General features: G+C 53.5%; 18 protein-coding genes and 1 tRNA gene. 7 read left to right on the top strand and 12 right to left on the bottom strand.

The features are described 5' to 3' along the window. Window positions 1-47 precede the first annotated feature (47 nt). Complete coding sequence (locus CKW13_RS02935) at window positions 48-263, bottom strand: helix-turn-helix domain-containing protein (protein ID WP_095106813.1); 216 nt, start codon at window positions 261-263, stop codon at window positions 48-50. A gap of 443 nt (window positions 264-706) precedes the next feature. Here CKW13_RS02935 and CKW13_RS02930 point away from each other — a divergent pair, with 443 nt between their 5' ends. Next, a complete protein-coding gene (locus CKW13_RS02930; protein WP_141233946.1) occupies window positions 707-1,318 on the top strand; it encodes a hypothetical protein in 612 nt (203 codons plus the stop codon). Between the two features lie 52 nt (window positions 1,319-1,370). Next, complete coding sequence (locus CKW13_RS24150) at window positions 1,371-1,832, top strand: hypothetical protein (protein WP_141233945.1); 462 nt, start codon at window positions 1,371-1,373, stop codon at window positions 1,830-1,832. Window positions 1,833-2,117: 285 nt separating this feature from the next. On the opposite strand, the gene CKW13_RS24145 is transcribed toward CKW13_RS24150, so the two are convergent. From CKW13_RS24145 to CKW13_RS02905, 6 genes are all read right to left on the bottom strand, one after another. Beyond that, window positions 2,118-4,190: a hypothetical protein gene (locus CKW13_RS24145; RefSeq protein ID WP_141233944.1), complete on the bottom strand. Its 2,073-nt coding sequence runs from the start codon at window positions 4,188-4,190 to the stop codon at window positions 2,118-2,120. Continuing rightward, complete coding sequence (locus tag CKW13_RS02925) at window positions 4,175-5,038, bottom strand: hypothetical protein (protein ID WP_176465028.1); 864 nt, start codon at window positions 5,036-5,038, stop codon at window positions 4,175-4,177. Before CKW13_RS02925 ends, CKW13_RS24145 begins: the two co-directional genes overlap by 16 nt. Window positions 5,039-5,049: 11 nt before the next feature. After that, window positions 5,050-6,063, bottom strand: a complete 1,014-nt coding sequence (locus CKW13_RS24140; protein ID WP_141233943.1) for a hypothetical protein — start codon at window positions 6,061-6,063, stop codon at window positions 5,050-5,052. Window positions 6,064-6,066: 3 nt separating this feature from the next. Further along, on the bottom strand, window positions 6,067-7,155 hold the full coding sequence (locus tag CKW13_RS02915) for a GTPase-associated system all-helical protein GASH (protein ID WP_095106807.1): 1,089 nt from the start codon (window positions 7,153-7,155) through the stop codon (window positions 6,067-6,069). Next, window positions 7,145-8,458 (bottom strand): metallophosphoesterase, encoded by a 1,314-nt coding sequence (locus CKW13_RS02910; protein WP_095106804.1) that lies wholly within the window; start codon window positions 8,456-8,458, stop codon window positions 7,145-7,147. The genes CKW13_RS02915 and CKW13_RS02910 overlap by 11 nt, the downstream gene beginning before the upstream one ends. A 716-nt stretch (window positions 8,459-9,174) precedes the next feature. Continuing rightward, window positions 9,175-9,251, bottom strand: a tRNA-Arg gene (locus CKW13_RS02905). Window positions 9,252-9,371: 120 nt separating this feature from the next. On the opposite strand from CKW13_RS02905, the gene CKW13_RS24135 reads away from it, so the two are divergent. Both CKW13_RS24135 and CKW13_RS02895 read left to right on the top strand, forming a co-directional pair. After that, a complete protein-coding gene (locus tag CKW13_RS24135; protein WP_141233942.1) occupies window positions 9,372-9,692 on the top strand; it encodes a hypothetical protein in 321 nt (106 codons plus the stop codon). 107 nt (window positions 9,693-9,799) lie between these two features. Further along, window positions 9,800-9,979, top strand: coding sequence for a PA3371 family protein (locus CKW13_RS02895; RefSeq protein WP_095106796.1), 180 nt, complete (start codon window positions 9,800-9,802; stop codon window positions 9,977-9,979). Here CKW13_RS02895 and phnN read toward each other — a convergent pair. Further along, a complete protein-coding gene (gene phnN / locus CKW13_RS02890; protein ID WP_095106792.1) occupies window positions 9,954-10,541 on the bottom strand; it encodes a phosphonate metabolism protein/1,5-bisphosphokinase (PRPP-forming) PhnN in 588 nt (195 codons plus the stop codon). The two genes, CKW13_RS02895 and phnN, sit on opposite strands and share 26 nt — an antisense overlap. A gap of 379 nt (window positions 10,542-10,920) precedes the next feature. On the opposite strand from phnN, the gene CKW13_RS02885 reads away from it, so the two are divergent. Further along, window positions 10,921-11,247, top strand: coding sequence for an Arc family DNA-binding protein (locus tag CKW13_RS02885; protein WP_095106787.1), 327 nt, complete (start codon window positions 10,921-10,923; stop codon window positions 11,245-11,247). A 122-nt stretch (window positions 11,248-11,369) separates the two neighbouring features. Here the strand turns inward: CKW13_RS02885 and mgtE are convergent, their stop codons facing one another. The 3 genes from mgtE to fadD2 form a co-directional block, all read right to left on the bottom strand. After that, window positions 11,370-12,812 (bottom strand): magnesium transporter, encoded by a 1,443-nt coding sequence (mgtE, locus tag CKW13_RS02880; RefSeq protein ID WP_095106784.1) that lies wholly within the window; start codon window positions 12,810-12,812, stop codon window positions 11,370-11,372. A 333-nt stretch (window positions 12,813-13,145) separates the two neighbouring features. After that, window positions 13,146-14,837, bottom strand: a complete 1,692-nt coding sequence (fadD1, locus tag CKW13_RS02875) for a long-chain-fatty-acid--CoA ligase FadD1 (protein ID WP_095106782.1) — start codon at window positions 14,835-14,837, stop codon at window positions 13,146-13,148. 332 nt (window positions 14,838-15,169) lie between these two features. Then, window positions 15,170-16,858 (bottom strand): long-chain-fatty-acid--CoA ligase FadD2, encoded by a 1,689-nt coding sequence (gene fadD2 / locus CKW13_RS02870; protein ID WP_095106781.1) that lies wholly within the window; start codon window positions 16,856-16,858, stop codon window positions 15,170-15,172. Between the two features lie 213 nt (window positions 16,859-17,071). Here fadD2 and CKW13_RS02865 point away from each other — a divergent pair, with 213 nt between their 5' ends. Together CKW13_RS02865 and CKW13_RS02860 are read left to right on the top strand one after the other, a co-directional pair. Further along, complete coding sequence (locus CKW13_RS02865) at window positions 17,072-18,019, top strand: alpha/beta hydrolase (protein WP_095106779.1); 948 nt, start codon at window positions 17,072-17,074, stop codon at window positions 18,017-18,019. 32 nt (window positions 18,020-18,051) lie between these two features. Next, window positions 18,052-18,522 (top strand): MaoC family dehydratase, encoded by a 471-nt coding sequence (locus tag CKW13_RS02860; RefSeq protein WP_095106777.1) that lies wholly within the window; start codon window positions 18,052-18,054, stop codon window positions 18,520-18,522. Between the two features lie 18 nt (window positions 18,523-18,540). Here the strand turns inward: CKW13_RS02860 and CKW13_RS02855 are convergent, their stop codons facing one another. Further along, entirely contained in the window at window positions 18,541-19,401 is an 861-nt protein-coding gene (locus CKW13_RS02855; RefSeq protein ID WP_095106775.1) for an HlyD family secretion protein, read from the bottom strand. Between the last annotated feature and the right edge of the window lie 8 nt (window positions 19,402-19,409).

Below are 19,409 nucleotides of genomic sequence, written 5' to 3'. Positions count from 1 at the left end.
TCTAATCCGAATGATCAGTACATCAAAGAAACTTGAAAGAGACGCTATCACAGACCTGCGAACAGGCTTTCTAGGTCCGAGTTGAGGGCAACGGCAAGTGTATTGATCGCGTCAAGGCTAGGATTGGCCCCGCCGGTTTCGATTCTGGACATGTAGGTACGTGCGAAACCACAACGATCGGCAAATTCCTCCTGGGTCATGCCAGTGGCAAGACGGAGTTCACGAACACGATGACCAAAGCGATGACGTAGGGAAGGAGGCATTCCCAGATGATGTGGTGATGTGATCTAATCGTGAACACACTAATCGTGACATTGGGTGCTTTATGATCAACTCTCAGGCAAAACCCTGGCCTCTGGCCCTTCCGGTTGTACTCTGCCTTCGAAAAACGTTGGTGTTAGGCTTTAGAGGCGTCTAGATCAAACATCTGGTTGCTTTCTCTGCAACTTCACCGTTACATAAAAATTAAATTTTAATGCTGATAAGGAAATTAGATATGCTCAGGGTTTTTGTGACTCTCTGTTTCACACTGCTATGTTCATTGTCTCATGGTGCATTGCCGCCTGCCCCATTGACTATTTCGGCGGCTCAGGAGGTAGTAAACGAATTCAGGGACCACTATGAGGATGACTTTAAATACGACATGTCCAAGGTTGCGAAGTCCGCATTCCCTACTCCCGAACAGTCATATGTGTATGCAAAGTATATGAACAAAGCGTTCGCTAAGGCTGGTTATAGCCTGGACGAGACACTATATGCTTTTTTAAAAGCCGGTGGTATTTCTGGTGGCACAGCTGGCAGCCCGAATGTTTTATTCATGCAAAAACTGAACCTCACACAATATGCCATTTCCCTAAAGAGTGGCGGTACTGCTAACGCATTCATTAAGGCCGACGCTGTTTCTGAAAGAACAGTAGCGTATGCAAAGGATGTTGCGTTAGACATTCCAATTGCCAATGGGGATTATGTAATTGATGCAACACCTGGGTATACGATACAGGGTTTTGAGAAATACAAGCGAGAGAATGGACGGCTTATAGGGTACATCAAGCCAGGTGTCGGTCCTTGGAAAGACTGGCTATATTTTGAATCGGAAAGTCGAAAAGGTGAACAATACGGAATAGGACTAGCACCAATCTCTAACATTGACGCGGATGAAATGGAGATTTTGAAAGCTCTGAATGGTAAAAGAGTGAAAATGGAGTGCGTTTATTTTATGGCTAAAGGACAACAGATGGGCGAGCATAATGCCAAAATCATAGCCTTCGATCCAAGATTTTTGGATTTAAGCCATAAACTGATATTCAAAGTACTCTAACAACTCTAACCAAAGCTCTCCTGAAAAACCGCCACCATACGGAGATACGTCCATGCACATATTAAGATGTCTGACTGTTGTTGCAATCTCAAGCGTTTCAACTTTGTCGTTTTCTCAGCAACTTACCTACTTCTCATACCAAGAAGGTGGATATGCTGGAAGAATGCTTGTTGCGAACGAACTAGCGTTCGGTAATCCCGTGCAACCTATCGTTGTTCATATTCAGACTGTGGATACTAGTACTCATCACGAATGTGATGTTTGGGCTATGGAGAATACTGTAGCTAGAGTCCAATCAAATGAAAAAATATCCACATCAATGCGGGTTGTAGATGAGCATAAAAAACCTAATGGTGAGACTTTCGATATTGTGCTCGGAAAGTCAGCAGCATTAATTACGTCAGATCCAAGTGAGAACTGCGGCGTTTCGGCGATGTTTTCCGGTCACTGGGTGCGCACTCAAGAGGACGGCGCCGGGGAGGGTGAACCGGAAAGCGAGCAAGATGCGCTGTGAGTACTGGGCGATCTCTGATATAGAAGATCCGACGTGACTACTAGCTAACCCACAAAACTTAAAAGCCCCTCCATAAATCTAGGACGGGGCCTTTTGTTCCTGAAACCCAAACTTCGCTATACACCGAAGCATGCGCTCAACTACCAACAAGAAGCAGATATTGTTTCTATGCGCACTTCTACGGGAGCAAGGCATCGTTAAATAACAACGAGCTGAGACAAAACATTAATAATATTACAATGCATCACAATGACCGAATTAAACCGGTCATTGCGATATCTAATTTTAGCGGGCTTTTAGTATCTTTTTCAGATCGTTAAGTTGCGCGTAAAATCTGGGGTCTGAGTTATTCTGAAGCGAGTAACAAACCTGCTTTAGATAGTCATGACCACGCCCACTTCTATTTGCCTGAGTAATAAGTAGCCGGAATATAGATTGAGATGTAGTTAACATTGCAAATGCAATGGGGTGCAGTTGTCTCTCGAAAAATAGCTCAACCACACCGGCTCGTATTCTTTGGCATTTATCCCAGTCTAACCAAAAATATGTGGAAGGAAGACGTGAATCTAGTAAGCCCCACGCTTCTATAGATATTCGACTAACTTCAGCAGCGCTATGGACAGTCATGAAACTGATGCACGCCAACTCTGCGGAAGAACTAGAAGAACCACCTAATGCCCGGCTTAATAAAAAAGAATTTAAATAAATTTCAGCGTCTTTGGGAATATCCCCCATTGCAGATTGATAGCTTTTTACCCAAGGATCAGAGCCCGCCCTACTTTTAATTTGATCCGGATATATATATTTTGAAATAACATATATCATATACTTGCTTTTTTTGGTTTCGCTGAGCAGATATTCTGAAACGGCGTTACAATCAGCAGCCGCAAACTCTACCCATAGGAAAAAATAAGTCTGATCATATAAGAGTGAGTCCTGGCCTAGCACTTCAAGAGTCGTAGCTGAGCCGAAGTGGCGTATTACTTCAGAAGCTAAATCGATACGTTGCGCCGAAATAATTGCTGCCAATATCTTTTCAGGTAATGTATTTCCGACATCCGCCAATGTAAACCCATGTCGTAAACTGGAGTAAATTTTCCAGAATTCATTTTCCGCTAGTACGTCTTTACGAAACTTTATTACCAAACTGGCTAGGTGAGGAAGCTCTTTTATTGCTTCAATTAGCTCTAGTACTGGTAGTGTTTGAAGTAGAGTTTCCGCTATGCTGGATAATATTCCATTACCATTTATAAGGTTAAAAAACTGGTAGCGATTACGCTTCCATAGGACTAAACCAATTTTTCTGTAGTGCTCAATAGAAATTTTCTCTGGAATTAGCTCTAGATTTGAGAAAATAAAGTCAATCGAATGGTCGTTTATTATTTCTATATTAGATAATGCTGCTTCAGCTACGTAGGCTCTTGCCGCTTTAGCTTGCGTAGATCCAAATTCAGTCTCTAATAACAACACTGCTTTTTCGATAGCTGCAGGTTGTCTATTAAATCTTTCAGTGAGTAAGGAAAGTTCACACAACGGTCGAAATGCAGCTCGGCCTGTCGCGATATCACCGCCTATAAAACGCAAGAACGTGCGTAAGCCAAGATTGTCGGGGCCGAATAAATCATTCAGAGCAATGTCAACCCAGTCGACATCCGATTTCAAATAGTTATCAGCGTCTATAGAATTGGAAAACCGAGCCCGAACAGTGCGATCGTTAGAAGGTAAAACTTGTAAATCAAAAACATTGCCGTCAACTGATCTGTCGGATGACGCAAAGGTACAAAATCGAAAGGCCCGTCGCAATCGAGGCCACTGTTGAAGCCATATCGCGAGTACTACTTCATCAACGTTAAATTCTGAACTACGCAGAGCGACAATCTTACTCTTAGGTGCGCCATAAAGACCCCCAATTACTTTTTCAGCCCACGCGAGAGCGAATACGTCGAAGCCTTTATCAAATCCATTCTTTGGAATCGTTATTGGCTCGTTGTAATCAGAAACTCTTGAGTCAATAGGCCTACGGAACAATTTTAGAAGTGAGTCATATGACTCAAAAGTCGCGAGGTCTGCGTAGTCAATAAGAAGTGTATGAGTCCAGACGCAACCAGGCCTCGACATTTCGGGAGCTAACCATGTACGTGCCAGTGCATACATGCCTGACTCTGGAAGAGGATATCCTGTTAAGTATCCTTCTTCATTAATTCGAGCACCAGGACCGGAAATATCGCTCAGCACTAGCATAGTTTTTACGTCTTTAGGTTTGAGCGCTATCGACGACGCCAGCTGACGATGGCCGTCAGAGTACCCGTGCAGTGTTTGGTTTAACCGCACTCGACTCTTATCTACTCCATGAGCCATGCGAGAGGCTCCGTTATGTCATTCGAACTTTCGTGGTCTGTTTTAACTAGTTTAATTCTCAAAGAGGGAGAGTCGAGGCCTCTAAGTCGTTCCGCATCGTCACTGGGTCTTGCCCCATCATCAGTGTTGTCATAATCTCCGCCCTGCGCGCTGATGCCATAAACTTGCCATGACCAGTCATCGGAATCGCATGTCAAGTATTGCGCAAGTAAAGGAAGCTTTTCAACTAGAAACTCTTGCGGGCTTAAGCCCTCGTCTTCTGCTTTATCCCAGGCCGAAAACATTATTGCTAGTTTGCGTGGGCCGATATCTAACGGATCAGTTCGAAGAAGTTGCAGCAAATCAACTAACTGTACTTGCGTAGGAGCATGCCGTGCGTGCCACTCTACTTCTTGCCCTTTTGGCATTTCAACATTGAGATGCCGGCTAAGTGCTACTTCGTCGACGACCCATTGAGGAGCATTGATAGTGTCAGAGTGAATAAACAACAAAACACCTTCAGCTTTCATTACATCAGCAACTTCTTGCTCGCAATCCCGATCTTCCCACATACGGAGGTATGCCTCGCCCGGAAGATCAGGAAAAGTAACACGCAGCGACGACTGCTGAGCACTCATCAGATTCATGCTAACGATTCTGCTACCACCGACAGCGGTACGTTCTTGTTTTTTTGCATCTCTCCAAAGTGCAGCGATTTCATTTAGATATGTTAGATCTCCCGAGCGTAGATTTCCAAAAGTCAGGGAGGTTTGGAACTCTCGCTCTGTTACCAAATGCCATAACGCAGCAAGGAATGTCGTTTTTCCCGATGCAGGCAATCCAATAATTACAACTGACTGATCAGTCATGTATCCCTCATTTATTCTTCAAGCTGTCTGAGCCGAGCAAAAGCTCTTTTTGGAAAAATAGTAATAATGGCTGGCTCAGCTATAGGTGGAGCTGGATCTTTCCAGAAGTCCAGTAACTCGTCCACACCAGTCCCTCGTTTCATCTCGCCTGATTTAGGGGAAGCAGCAATTTTAAAAGATACAATCGTTGTGAAAATATTGGGAAAAAGCTCCTCAATTTTTTTGACCAATTTCGAGAACTCGCTTAACGCTCGCCCTTCATTTGGGCTACCAACTATCTGGTCGATTTTTGTGAGTACTACCGCCAGTCGCTGTCCGTTCTGAAGTGCACCGCCATCAACCAAAGCTTGGATAATCATGATCACCTCACTACGGAGGTTATGGCGAGCTCCTGAGTCAAGATGCCGTTGCCCATCCACAAGGAGCGTAAGAGTGTCTGCTCTTTGTACCTCAGGGAAATCAACCCCCATAGATGTGTCGTCTGCTGCGCCTTTGTACTCTTCCCCTGCACGGTCAGCCAGTGCAAGTGTTAATGACTTGGCAGCTCCAGCACCCGAAATATCCAAGTGATAAAATCTCACTTCTCCGCGTCTAGTACGATGGATATGTGGACTCGTTCGTCTAGAGGCAGATCGGGCATCGTGGCAGGTTTGCTCAAACGCATGAAGAGTTACTGATCGCGAAAAACTTATATTGCCTATAGGTCCTTCTTGGAAAAGTTCATAAAGCCCTGCTATCAGGCTTGTCTTTCCAGAATCACTAGGTCCTATAATTGCTATTACCCGAGTCGGAGCTGCGCGTAATAGCATTGAGGTTTCTTCTAAGCTTAAGGTTTCGGCGCTGCGAAGTTGAACACAAGGTGCACTGGTATCGACCTCGTCGGACTCATCCTCTTGGGTGAGCTCTTCAGGGTCATTACCAAATTGTAGGCACTCATCTAACTCGAAACCTTCTACGCACCGACCTGTTTCCGATACTCGGCATTCAGGGTTCCCACATTTGAGTGTCAGTTCTTCGTTTGACATATATCACTCGAACATCAGCAGGAGGCGTTCACGATAGAAAAGAGTGCCCAAGACTATAGGTGTAAGCTCTTTGTCAGCAATATTGGTAACCGCAGCCCAATTTGGTACCCAAGCATCACCACCATCCGTTTCGAGTTGTCTTTGTATGGCAAAATGCAAAGGGGTAGTCACTGGGGAGATGCTTTCGCTGCAAAAAGCTTGTAACCATGCTTTTTCGGCAGAATTAATTGCGTCACTAATGGAGATTTTTTTACGACCTTTCAATCCCGCTCGTGATAGTAATGACTTAATCGAAGCAGGGCCGGGAGTTAAGGTCGTGGAGTCGGATAACTCCTTGGCAAAGACCAACGGCTGTAATTCAGTAGGTAATGCATCGAAGGCTTTATCATAATCAGTACTATGCTGCCCTATAAGCCACCATAGCATCTGAAGCTCTTCGTCTTGAATTTTTACAAAATTGCAAAGAGATCTAATAGTTTTGGTTTGGCGCTGCGCCGTTTGGGTGATTGCAGATGTCGTTGCGCTACTTGCTAGTTGGAGCGCAAGAACCATACCTGCTACATCGGCAGTTTCTTTTAACTTGGCGATTGCGGGTTCAAAATCTGCTTTAATTACTCCGGGCGTGGTAGCCAGAATAGGACGTTTACGGTTAAATTCCGCAGCTTTTAAAATTGCATTTTCTGCTAAGATGCAAAGATTCATGGGCAGATCAGTGCTTCTTGCACCAGCGAATGAAGTCGTTGTGATCGCAAGTGCGGCGGATGCACCTTCGCCACTCTCTAGCTCCATGATTATAACTAAGCAAATGCCCGCAAGGACTTGCAACTCGCGGTCGTTTCCATGAAGCTCAAAGGTATCATCAATATCTTTGAAAGCTTTTCGAAACAACTCAATCGCGTCAGCACTGGCTTTTTGCTTCGTCTGATATGCAAGCCGGATTAAAGTCTCGATAGTTTCGCCGTCAAAGTCGTCCGCTACGGTTAAAACACCCTCCCATCGAGCTTGCCGCCGAGCTATTTCATCACCAAATCCAATTACACTGATCCATCGAGCAAATTCGGGGTGCATTTCCCGAACAGTACTATCGACCATGATTGTTCTCCTTTTCAGCTACTTCATATGCGAGAGCATCAAGCAACCCGCGTTCTCCCGCACGAAGCAAAGCTCGTCCATAACGTTCAGGTTCCGGCAATTTTAGCTCGCTTCTTTCGATCAGCCCAAGCTTCAGAGATACCTCTCGACGTTGGCTTGCTGTTAGCTTCCAAAAGCGGAACACCAAATTCCTTGTGTGCTCATCGCTCATAGAAGCCTCCACGCTATCATTGGGCAATTCTATTGCTTCGGTTCTTTGAGCTGCTTCTAGTCTGACGGGTGATAGCGAAACGGGATTACCCAAATGTCTACTGGGGAAAGCAACGCTATGGCTGAATATCTCACCCGCCGTGCCGTCCGCCATAGGGCGGAACATTTCGGGATTTGTTTGCCAGGCCAGAAGGTGCGAATCAATTAAAAGCTTTCGTTCAGCACCATACCCTTCAACTTTTACATTGACCAGATTGTACCCAGGCTGCCAGCCAGGCTCATAGCGATCAGGGTTCACAGCCCCTGCTGCCAGCCTTACATAGCGGCGATCCCTAGCAATTCGTTGGCGATGCTTATGACCGAACATGTGTATTGCTGCTCGTCCTTGTACAGCATCTTCAATTTCGTCATGGTCTTTAAACCAGTCAGGTGGATGGTGGCTCATCACCAAGTTTACGACGTCGTCCACTGGATCGAGGATGGTTTGCAATGGACTGAGGTAGAGGCTTTCGCGTGTGTCGTCGAGGCCATGTATACCCGACAAAATTGTAGAGGTCAGCCCGTGAATCCTAAGCGTCACCCCATCTTCTAGTTCGAGGCTCTGTTTCCAGTACAGACGTTCAGGTGGAAAAACCTGACAGCTAAATATCTTTGCAAATTCGTTGTATGCAGCCAGTGGCTCCAGCAGCGTACGCCCCGTCTCAGCGTTCATAAACTGAGCCCGCAAAAGTTTTTCACGGCGCTCTGCGGGGGCACTGCTAATCGCAGCTTGAACGTTTTGGACAGCGAAAGATTTCGTAATCACTGAACGGTCGACGTCATGGTTACCTGGCACGACGAATACTCGTTCTATAGGACACCTCGATACTTCCGCTAATTCTTTCAGCCATGCGAGTGCGGCAGTGTACTCAGCTTCGATACCTCGAAAAGCAATGTCCCCTCCAACCAGAATTGCACCCACTGGACCCAATGCACGGACCCGCTCTTTCACATCGCTGAGCAGGCGCGTGCGGTACACCCGATCAGGGTCCATATCAGGCGTATTGCATTCTGGGTGACGAAAATGGATATCTGCGATTTGAAGAAGCAACATACGGCGAACCTTTCCTGTTCTTTGCGCGGAAAGGTAGCATTTTAATATCGCTCTCGCATCGGTTCGTTTCCGAGTGAAGCGAAAGACTTCGCCGTTCAGGAGGTGTTTTGGAGCTTGAACATTGGTGACTGCTTACGCTTTTCTAAGCCCGCGTCCCACTGGAGCGCAGTGCTGACTAGTTCACCTAACGGGAAACTGATTCATCACCAAGCTTTGTGGTTTTGCTTGGTAAAAAGTTCTATGCGACTCCTCAAGGTTCGACGCTCCGGCAATCGAACGGTGTCACATGCGGTCCAAACATCTGCGCAGCGTTTAAAGTGGGAAGGTGCATATGCTCGAATGAACGCCTCGCCCCAGAACCCACGTCACGTGCGCATAGCGATTGATCCAACCGACCACTTGCGTACGTTTACCTAAGTCGCGGCAATCAGCACGCCGAAGCAAAGAGCTGAAGGGTACTGTTCGACCAAGAACGGGTAAATCACCAATGCCCCTCAACCAATACTCGTGCGTGGCTGAACAAGTCTTTTAATCGACAGAAGAAGGGAACCCGGCGGCATCGACGTTAGGTTGATCAGGACGTCTGTGCCATATCCCCATTAACAGATGAAGATCTGAAAGGAGGCTAGTGCTACGCGAGCACTCTCAGCCGCACCCACTCTGCACCCATGGAAATTTAGAGAACTAGCAGAAAACGCTTTGAGCCTTGAATTATATGGTGTCCCAGGGCAGGTTCGAACTGCCAACCTTCCCCTTAGGAGGGGGATGCTCTATCCAATTGAGCTACTGGGACAAGGGCAGCGACATGAAAATACGCTGCGCAGGACGGCGTGCATGGTAACGGGCGAGGCTGCTTTTGTCATGTCGTCCGTGGGGCTTTTTCAGTGTAGGCCGCAGCAGACACGGGGCTTTCATGGCACTCATCGTGCAAATTGCATCGCTGCATAAAGCCATCATTGCAAAGTGCAATGCCGCAGCCTTAGAAGATCAACATAAGCTATTGTTTTATAAGGAATTTATTCATATAAAAAGCTGGCACGGAGACTGCTTAATCCCCTATCAGAAGAACAACGGAGATAACGCCTGTGAACCGCGCCCTTTTACTGTTGAATGCCCTGGCCATGGTCACCCTGGTGGGTTTTCATTTTTTTCCAGCCGACGAGGCGGCTGCCACCGCATTGGCGCCCATCTCCTACTCGCCACGCCAAGCGCCGCAACTGGCGGTGATGAATGAAGCGCCGCCGCAAATGCTGGTCATAGCGGATGCCCCTCAACCCGCTACCCCGAGTGAAACGGGCACCGTGCGCTGGGTTTTTTGAACCTTTTTTTCAGGAGTTGGACATGTCCAAAGCAGCCGCTGTTTTTCTGATACTGGCCCTGGCCAGTGGTGTGCTTACTCTCAATCTGGCGCAAGAAACCGGCACTCTTTTGCCCGCGGTGGCCTGCGCAGTGTTCGCCAGCTTATTCGTGGCCGCGTTGGTGGTCGGGCGCAAGATCAAGTTCGACCCTGTTCTGCGCTGACGCCTGCACACCGCAACAACGCGATCAGGTTCGCCACCGTTGCCGCCAATGCCTGGGAGTTGTCCAAAGTCATCAGCGCAGTTGGGCTGGCGTCTAAGCCCGCAGCCGAGAGGCGGGCATTGCGTTGCAGGCGCGCTTCTATCTGCTCTGCATTTTCCCGACCCCGGCGTACCAACCGCTCACGCAGCACCTCGCTGCGCACCGTCAGCAATAGCGGCAGCAGATCCGGATAGCGCCGCTGCGCCTCGGCCAAGTAAGCCCTGGAACCATTGACCAGCACATTGCGCCCTGCCGCCAGCCACTCGTTGATCTGCACGGGAATGCCGTAGCTGAGGCCATTGGCCTGCCAGTCCAGGGCAAAGGCGCCCTCCCCCCGCCGCTGCTCGAACTGCGCCGGCGACAGACCGAGGGCCGCCTCACCCACGGATTCGGCAGAACGAGTGATGGCACGGCGTGCCACCTCGCAATTCAACTCTTGAAGAAGGCGCTGGCGCGCGGCGTCGATCAGGCTGTCCTTGCCCGACCCGGAAGGGCCCATCAGATAGATCAGCCGGCCTCGCATGCCATTCATACCTCTCGTCGCGTCACAGGCTAGTAAATCGGCCATTTGCCACTATTCTGTAGCCAAGGGAAAACTGATCGAACACAGCTGGCCCCCTTGGGAGTATTCAGCGGTACCGGGTGGAGCAAAGGACGTGGGCAGAGAGGCAGGCTGGAGCATTCTTTTCAAACCAGTCGGCATTTCTGATAATTGGTGCTGGCATATCGCCTGTATCCAGTTCAATATTTGTCACAGAATTGACGCCAACGATCTGGCGATTTAGAGGCATGATGCGGGCCTCCTAAACAATTCAGGTTGAACATTTGGTTGCGAGCCTTGTCCTAATGACATCTTGCGGCCAATTCCGAAAACCGCTCCCCTGAACTAACCGGTTAAATATATGCGCCCATTGAAACAGGCAATCTATTCCAGCCGTACGGCTGACAAGTTCGTCGTGCGTCTGCCCGATGGTATGCGTGAACGCATCGCCGAGGTGGCTCGCAATCACCATCGCAGCATGAACTCTGAAATCATCGCCCGCATGGAGCAAAGCCTTATTCAGGAAGGTGCTCTTGGCGACGAGCCAAGCCTGCGCCTGGACAGCCCGGAGCTGTCGTTGCATGAGCGAGAGCTGTTGCAACGTTTCCGCCAACTGTCCCATCGTCAGCAGAATGCTCTGGTTTCGCTGATCGCCCATGATGCGGAAATGGCGGCCGACGCGTCCTGAGGCCACACCCGAATACTCAAGCCAGCCTATAGGCTGGCTTTTTTTGCCTGCGATTTATGGTTTTGGCCAAGCCAGAGAAGGTGCGCAACCCGCCATCAGGCCGGGCCGCGCTCAAAAGAAGGTCACAGCAGGAAGATCGTGGCCAACCCGAGAAAGATAAAGAAGCCACCACTGTCGGTCATGGCCGTAATCATCACACTGGCGCCCATGGCCGGGTCGCGCCCCAAGCGGGCCAGCGTCATAGGGATCAACACCCCCATCAGCGCTGCCAACAACAGGTTGAGGGTCATGGCCGCGGTCATTACCACCCCCAGCGACCAACTGCCATACAGCAGATAGGCCACCACACCAATCACCCCGCCCCATACCAAGCCGTTAATCAGGCCAACGGCCAACTCCTTGCGCATCAGGCGCGAGGTATTGCCGGTACTGACCTGGTCCAACGCCATGGCGCGCACGATCATGGTGATCGTCTGGTTGCCGGAGTTGCCGCCGATCCCGGCGACAATCGGCATCAACGCCGCCAAGGCCACCAGTTTTTCGATCGAGCCTTCAAACAGCCCGATCACCCGCGAGGCCACGAATGCGGTCACCAGGTTCACCGCCAGCCAGGCCCAACGGTTGCGAAGGGATTTCCACACGGAGGCGAAGATGTCTTCCTCTTCGCGCAGACCCGCCATGTTGAGCACTTCGTTCTCGCTCTCCTCACGGATCAGGTCGACCATTTCATCGATGGTCAAACGGCCGATGAGCTTGCCGTTCTTGTCCACCACCGGCGCGGAAATCAAGTCATAACGCTCGAACGCCTGGGCGGCGTCGTAGGCATCTTCGTCCGGGTGAAAGCTCACCGGATCGCTGGCCATCACAGCGGCCACTTGCTTGTCCGGGTCGTTGACCAGTAAGCGCTTGATGGGCAACACGCCCTTGAGGATGCCTTCGTAGTCGACCACGAACAGTTTGTCGGTGTGGCCCGGCAGTTCCTTGAGACGGCGCAGGTAGCGCAGAACCACTTCGAGGCTGACGTCCTCGCGGATGGTCACCATCTCGAAGTCCATCAGCGCGCCGACCTGCTCCTCGTCATAGGACAGGGCCGAGCGCACGCGCTCGCGCTGCTGGCCGTCGAGGGTTTCCATCAGTTCGTGGACAACGTCGCGCGGCAGTTCCGGCGCCAGGTCGGCGAGCTCGTCGGCGTCCATCTCCTTGGCGGCGGCCAGGAGCTCGTGATCGTCCATGTCGGCGATCAGGGTTTCACGCACCGAGTCGGATACTTCGAGAAGGATGTCGCCGTCGCGCTCGGCCTTGACCAATTGCCAGACCGTCAGGCGTTCTTCCAGCGGCAAGGCTTCAAGGATGTAGGCGACGTCCGCGGAGTGCAGGTCATCGAGCTTGCGCTGTAACTCGACGAGGTTCTGGCGGTGGACCAGGTTCTCGACCCGGTCCTGATGGTGGCCTTCCTGACGATGGGTCAGGTCTTCGACCACGCGCTGGCGATGCAGCAGCTCAACGACTTGAGCGAGGCGATCCTGCAGGCTTTCTTGCGTTTTTTTTACTTCTACTTCAGTCATAGGCGAACTCCACTCCCAGCAGCGGGGCACGCCGGAAGGATCAATCAGTCAATTCATGATTGGAAAAACGGGATACTGAGTAACTACTGGGTAAGTCCATGGAGGTATTCCACAAGCCCCGGCGGGGCTGACGGGCGCAATCATACACGGCTTGCCGTTTTTTAACGCCTTAATTCTTGGCCAGAACAAGTGCTTGCGGCATAAACCTGAGAACCTTGCGCGAGGATGCAATTGCGACGCCCCGAGGGCGCGAGAAAACACACGCCCGCACGAAAAACCAAACGCCAGATAGCAAAAAGCCCGCACTGGGCGGGCTTTCTTCAGGCAATGAAGTTACTTCTTCACGCCCAGTTTTTTCAGTTCCTCATCGCGTAATTCGCGACGTAGGATCTTGCCCACGTTAGTGGTCGGCAACGCGTCGCGGAACTCGACGGCCTTGGGCACTTTGTAGCCGGTGACATTGGCGCGCATATGCTCCATCACCTGTTCCTTGGTCAGGGTCACGCCCGGTTTAACGACGATGAAGATCTTGATCGCCTCCCCCGACTTGTCGTCCGGCACACCAATGGCCGCGCACTGCAACACGCCCGGCAGCATCACCAACACGTCTTCGAGTTCGTTGGGATAGACGTTGAAACCGGACACCAGAATCATGTCTTTCTTGCGGTCGACGATGCGCATGTAGCCGTTGGGCTGGATGATGGCAATATCGCCAGTCTTGAGCCAGCCGTCGCTGTCGAGGATCTCGTCGGTGGCGTCCTGGCGCTGCCAGTAACCTTTCATCACCTGCGGGCCCTTGACGCACAGTTCGCCGATTTCACCCAGCGCCAGCTCTTTGCCGTCGTCGTCGATCACTTTGCACAAGGTCGAAGGTAGCGGAATGCCAATAGTGCCGATCTGGATATTCTGGCTGGGATTGACGCTGACCACCGGGCTGGTTTCGGTCATGCCGTAGCCTTCGCAGATCGCGCAGCCGGTCACTTCCTTCCAACGCTCAGCGGCACTCAGTTGCAGCGCCATGCCACCGGACAGAGTCAGCTTGAGGGCCGAGAAGTCCAGTTTGCGGAACGCCTCGTTATGGCACAGGGCAACGAACAGGGTGTTGAGGCCGACGAACCCGGTGAACTTCCACTTCGACAGTTCTTTGACCATCGCCGTCAGGTCGCGCGGGTTGCTAATCAGGATGTTGTGGCCGCCGATCAGCATCATTGCCATGCAGTGAAAGGTGAACGCGTAGATGTGGTACAGCGGCAGCGGCGTAATCAGGATTTCGCAGCCTTCGTCCAGGTTCGAGCCCATCAGCGCCTTGCACTGCGCCATGTTCGCCGCCAGGTTGCGGTGGGTCAGCATCGCCCCCTTGGCCACGCCCGTGGTGCCGCCGGTGTATTGCAACACTGCCACATCACCGCTGTCGGGGCTGGCATCGGCTACTGGCTGGCCACGGCCCTTGCGCAGCACATCGTTGAACTTGATGGCAGCAGGCAAGTGATAGGCCGGCACCATTTTCTTCACGTACTTGATGACGCTGTTTATCAGCAGGCGCTTGACCGGCGGCAGCAGGTCCGCCACCTCGGTGACGATCACGTACTTGACTGATGTCTTGGGCACGACGATTTGTGCCAGGTGCGCCATGTTGGCCAGGCACACCAGGGCCTTGGCGCCGGAATCTTTGAACTGGTGTTCCATTTCCCGCGCGGTGTACAGCGGGTTGGTGTTGACCACCGTCAGGCCAGCGCGCAGGGCACCGAATACGGCAATCGGGTATTGCAGCAGGTTGGGCAATTGCACGGCGATTCGATCGCCCGGCTTCAAGTCGGTATGCTGTTGCAGGTACGCGGCAAAAGCGCCCGACAATTCATACAGCTCACCGTAAGTAAGCGTCTTGCCCAGGCTGCTGAATGCCGGGTTGTCGGCAAAGCGTTGGCAGGATTGCTTCAACACTGCCTGAATATTCGGATACTCGTCGGGATTGATATTGGCAGCTATCCCGGCAGGGTACTTATCGTTCCAAAAGTCTTGGATCATGGAAGCCCACTCCTCAGCAACGCGAATTCATCAGCGCAGTTGATGCGATTATTATTGGTGTGTGTTTTTTATAGGTGAATCTGGCTTTTACTTAAGGCCGAGAAGTCACAAAGCGCGCCGAGAGTAGCAGCTTTGCAAAGGCCCTACTAGAGCCAATGAACGCCTGAACGGTCACACTTACGACTCATGACACTTAAATAGTCATTTTTAGAGTAAAAATTCTATTCCTGCAAAGATGGCTCTAGAACAGGGTTTACTGCGTTTATAAAAAGCAGCGCGGGCGCCACCAGCTCCTACAACAAGCCAGGGGTGCCCGCGAGAGGAGGTAGGGGTTAGGCGATGTCGCGAAGTTCGCGGCGCAGGATCTTGCCCACCGGCGTCATGGGCAATGAATCACGCAGCACGATATGTTTAGGGACTTTATAAGCCGTGAAGTTCTCCTTGCAGTAAGCCTTCAACTCTTCAAGGCTGACCCCCGACTCACGCGGCACCACAAACAACTTCACCGCCTCGCCGGAACGCTCGTCCGGTACACCAATAACCGCGCAATTGGCCACTTTCGGGTGAGCCATCACCACATCTTCGATCTCGTTGGGATACACGTTGAAACCCGAGACGATAATCATGTCTTTCTTGCGGTCGACAATGCGCACAAAGCCGTCGGCTTCAATCACCGCCACGTCCCCGGTCTTGAACCAGCCCTCGGCATCCATCACTTCGGCGGTGGCTTCGGGTTTGTTCCAATAGCCCTTCATTACCTGCGGGCCCTTGATGCACAACTCGCCCCGCTCGCCCAACGGCTGCTCCACGCCCTCATCATCGATGACCTTGAGCAGCGTGCCGGGGATCGGCATGCCCACGGTGCCCAGGCGCGATTGGTTGCCGTAGGGGTTGGTGCAAGCCACGGGTGAGGTTTCGGTCAGGCCATAACCCTCGGTGATCCGGCAACCGGTCATTTGCTCCCAACGCTCGGCCGTCGCCTTGACCAGCGCGGTGCCGCCGGAGTTGGTGAGCTTGAGCCCGGAAAAATCCAGGGTCTTGAAATCCGGATGCTCCATCAGCGCCACAAACAGGGTGTTAAGCCCCAGCAGCGCCGAGAAGCGCCAGTTTTTCAGCTCTTTGATGAACGCGCCGATGTCCCGCGGGTTGGTGATAAGGACGTTGTGGTTACCGGTCACCATCATGCACATGCAGTTCGCGGTGAAGGCATAGATGTGATAGAGCGGCAGCGGCGCGATCATCACCTCCTTGCCCTCTTTGAGCAGTGGGTGGCCGTCGTCGCCGAGCTGCCCCAGGCACGCCCGGGCCTGCTGCATGTTGGCCACCAGGTTGGCGTGGGTGAGCATCGCGCCCTTGGCCAGGCCCGTGGTGCCGCCGGTGTATTGCAGTACTGCAACATCGTCCAGGCTGACGTCCAGTGGTTTGATGTCATGACCACGCCCCAGGCGCAGAGTGCTCTTGAACGGCACGGCCTGAGGCAGCTTGTAGGCCGGGACCATTTTCTTCACTTTGTCGACCAGGGTGTTGACCAGCCACCCCTTGGCCGTGGGCATCAGGTCGCCCATTTTCGCTTCGATCAGGTATTGGATGTCGGTGTCGGCCAGCACTTCCTCGACCCGCGCCCCGAACATGTTCAGGTACACCAGGGCGCGGGCACCGGAATCCTTGAACTGGTGGCGCATTTCCCGCGGGGTGTACAGCGGGTTGGTGTTGACCACAATCAGCCCGGCGCGCAAGGCACCGAACACGGCAATCGGGTATTGCAGAACGTTGGGCATCTGCACTGCGATGCGGTCGCCCGGCAGCAGGTCGGTGTGGGCTTGCAGGTAGCCGGCGAAGGCCGCGCTGTAGCGCTCCAGCTCGGCATAGGTCAGGGTGATGCCCATGTTGCTGAACGCCGGGCGGTCAGCGAACTTTTTGCAGGAACGCTCAAAGACTTCGATGACCGATTTGTAGGCCCCCAGGTCAATCTCGTTGGGCACACCGGCCGGGCGTTTGTCATTCCAGAAATCAGGTTGCATTGTTCTTGTCCTCGTTACCTGAGCGTGTTCCGTGCCGCGTCGCGGTACCTGTGCAAAGCGGGGCTCTGGGGACGTTAGCAGTTATGGCGTTTGAGGCAAATATGCGCAGCAGTGTCATTGATACCGTGAATCTTGCTGCCAACGCGCCAGTCCGGCGGCCAGCTAACCTTCAATGAGCGATACAATCGCCCCACCCCGCGCAAAGGAATCGCCATGACCCACGAACCGTTCTGGCTGGCCGCAAGCGACCGCAGCCGCCTGTATGTCAACCAATGGTTGCCACCAACCCCACCCCGGGCGGTGATCTTGCTGGCCCACGGCATGGCCGAACACAGTGGCCGCTACGCGCGCCTGGCCCAGGCCCTCACCGCCGCCGGCCATGGCCTCTATGCCCCTGACCTGCGCGGCCACGGCAAGACCGCCGAACAGGGCGGCGTGCTGGGGCACTACGCCGACCAGGACGGCTGGCGCAAAGTGGTCGGCGACTTGGCCAGCCTGAACCAGCACATCGGCCAGCAGCACCCGGGCACGCCCATCGTGCTGTTGGGCCACAGCATGGGCAGCTACATCGCACAGGCATACCTGCTGCACCACAGCGCCAGCCTGCAAGGGGCGATCCTCAGCGGCTCGAATTTCCAACCGGTGGCGCTGTACCGCGCCGCGCGCCTGATCGCCCGCTTCGAACGCCTGCGCCAAGGCGCCACCGGGCGCAGCGGGCTGATCGACTGGCTGTCGTTCGGCTCGTTCAACAAGGCGTTCAAGCCCAACCGCACCGCGTTCGACTGGCTCAGCCGCGACCCGGCCGAGGTCGATTTGTACGTCAACGACCCGCTGTGCGGCTTTCGCTGCACCAACCAATTGTGGGTCGATATGCTCGGCGGCTTGCAGCAAATCAGCAAAGCGTCCAACCTCGCCCAGATCGATCCGGGCCTGCCGCTGCTGGTGATGGGCGGTGAATGTGATCCGGTGAGCAATGGTGTGCGTCTCACCTACCTGGCCGACGCCCTGCGCACGGCCGGCAGCCAACGCCTGCAATTGAATATCTACCCCCAGGCGCGCCACGAACTGTTCAACGAAACCAACCGCGATGCCGTGACCGGCGACGTGCTGGCCTGGCTCGACCAGGTGCTCCAGCAGCCCAGGCCGCCGCGCAGCGAATGACGCGAGCCATTTTTCAACCCAGGATTTTCTCGATGACCCAGGTAACCAACACCCCGTACGAAGCCCTTGAAGTCGGCCAGACCGCCAGCTACAGCAAGACCGTGGAAGAACGCGACATCCAGCTGTTCGCCGCCATGTCCGGGGACTTCAACCCAGTGCACCTGGACGCTGAATACGCCGCCGGCACCATGTTCAAGGAGCGTATCGCCCACGGCATGTTCAGCGGCGCCCTTATCAGCGCGGCCGTGGCCTGCGAGCTACCTGGGCCGGGCACCATCTACCTGGGCCAGCAAATGAGCTTCCAGAAACCGGTCAAGCTGGGCGACACCCTCACCGTACGCCTGGAAATCCTCGAAAAACTGCCCAAGTTCCGCGTGCGCATTGCCACCCGCGTGTTCAACCAGCGCGATGAACTGGTGGTGGACGGCGAAGCCGAGATCCTCGCCCCGCGCAAGGCCCAAACCGTGACCTTGACCACCCTGGGGCCCATCAGCTTCGGCTGATCGCCCCGCCCGGGAGCCTTACGGGGCTTCCTGCACCTGCACACTGGCGGTCATCCCGGAACTGAGGGTGACGCCGTCAGGCAAAGCGTCCAACTTGATCCGCACCGGAATCCGCTGCGCCAGGCGCACCCAGTTGAACGTCGGCTCGACCTGGGCCAGTAATTGCCCGTCGGGCGTGGCGTTGCGGTCGGTGATGCCGCGGCTGATGCTTTCGACATGGCCGTGCAAAGCCTCCCCGGCGCTCATCAGCCACACCTTGACCGGGTCGCCGACGCGGATGCGCGGCAACTTGGTTTCCTCGAAATACGCCTGCACGTAAAAGGTCGAATCATCCACCAGCGCCATCACCGGTTGCCCGGCATTGACGAAGTTGCCCTCGGCCAGGCGCAGGTTAGTGATGTGCCCGCTGCGCGGCGCATGCACCTGGCTGCGGGCCAGGTTGAGTTCGGCGACCTTGGCTTCGGCCTGGGCCTGGCGCAACTCGCCACGGGCGATACCGGCGTTGATCTGGGCGTTCTCGCGCAACTCGGCACTGATGGCCTGAGGCCCCAGGCTGGCGCGGCGGCTGGCTTCGTGCTCGCGCAGGCTCAGTTGCTGCTGGCGGGTCTGCACCACCGCTTGCGCCTTCTCCACTGCCGCCTCGAAGCGTTCACGGTCGATGCTCAACAGCAAGTCGCCGGCCTTGACCGGTTGGTTGTCGGCCACCTTGAGCTGGCGCACCCACCCGGACACGTCCGGCGCGACCACCACCACGTCGGCGCGGATGCGCGCATCGCGGGTCCAGGGCGTGAGCATGTAGTACTGCCACAAGTGGAAACCGGCGAACACCGCCACGGCCACCAGGCACAGGGTAATAGCGACACGTACGGATGTACGCATGGGTAACT

This window comes from Pseudomonas sp. Irchel 3E20 (assembly GCF_900187645.1).
Taxonomy (GTDB): Bacteria; Pseudomonadota; Gammaproteobacteria; order Pseudomonadales; family Pseudomonadaceae; genus Aquipseudomonas.
The sequence above is the reverse complement of the archived record's forward strand: the minus strand, read 5'-3'. Positions and strand labels throughout refer to the sequence as shown.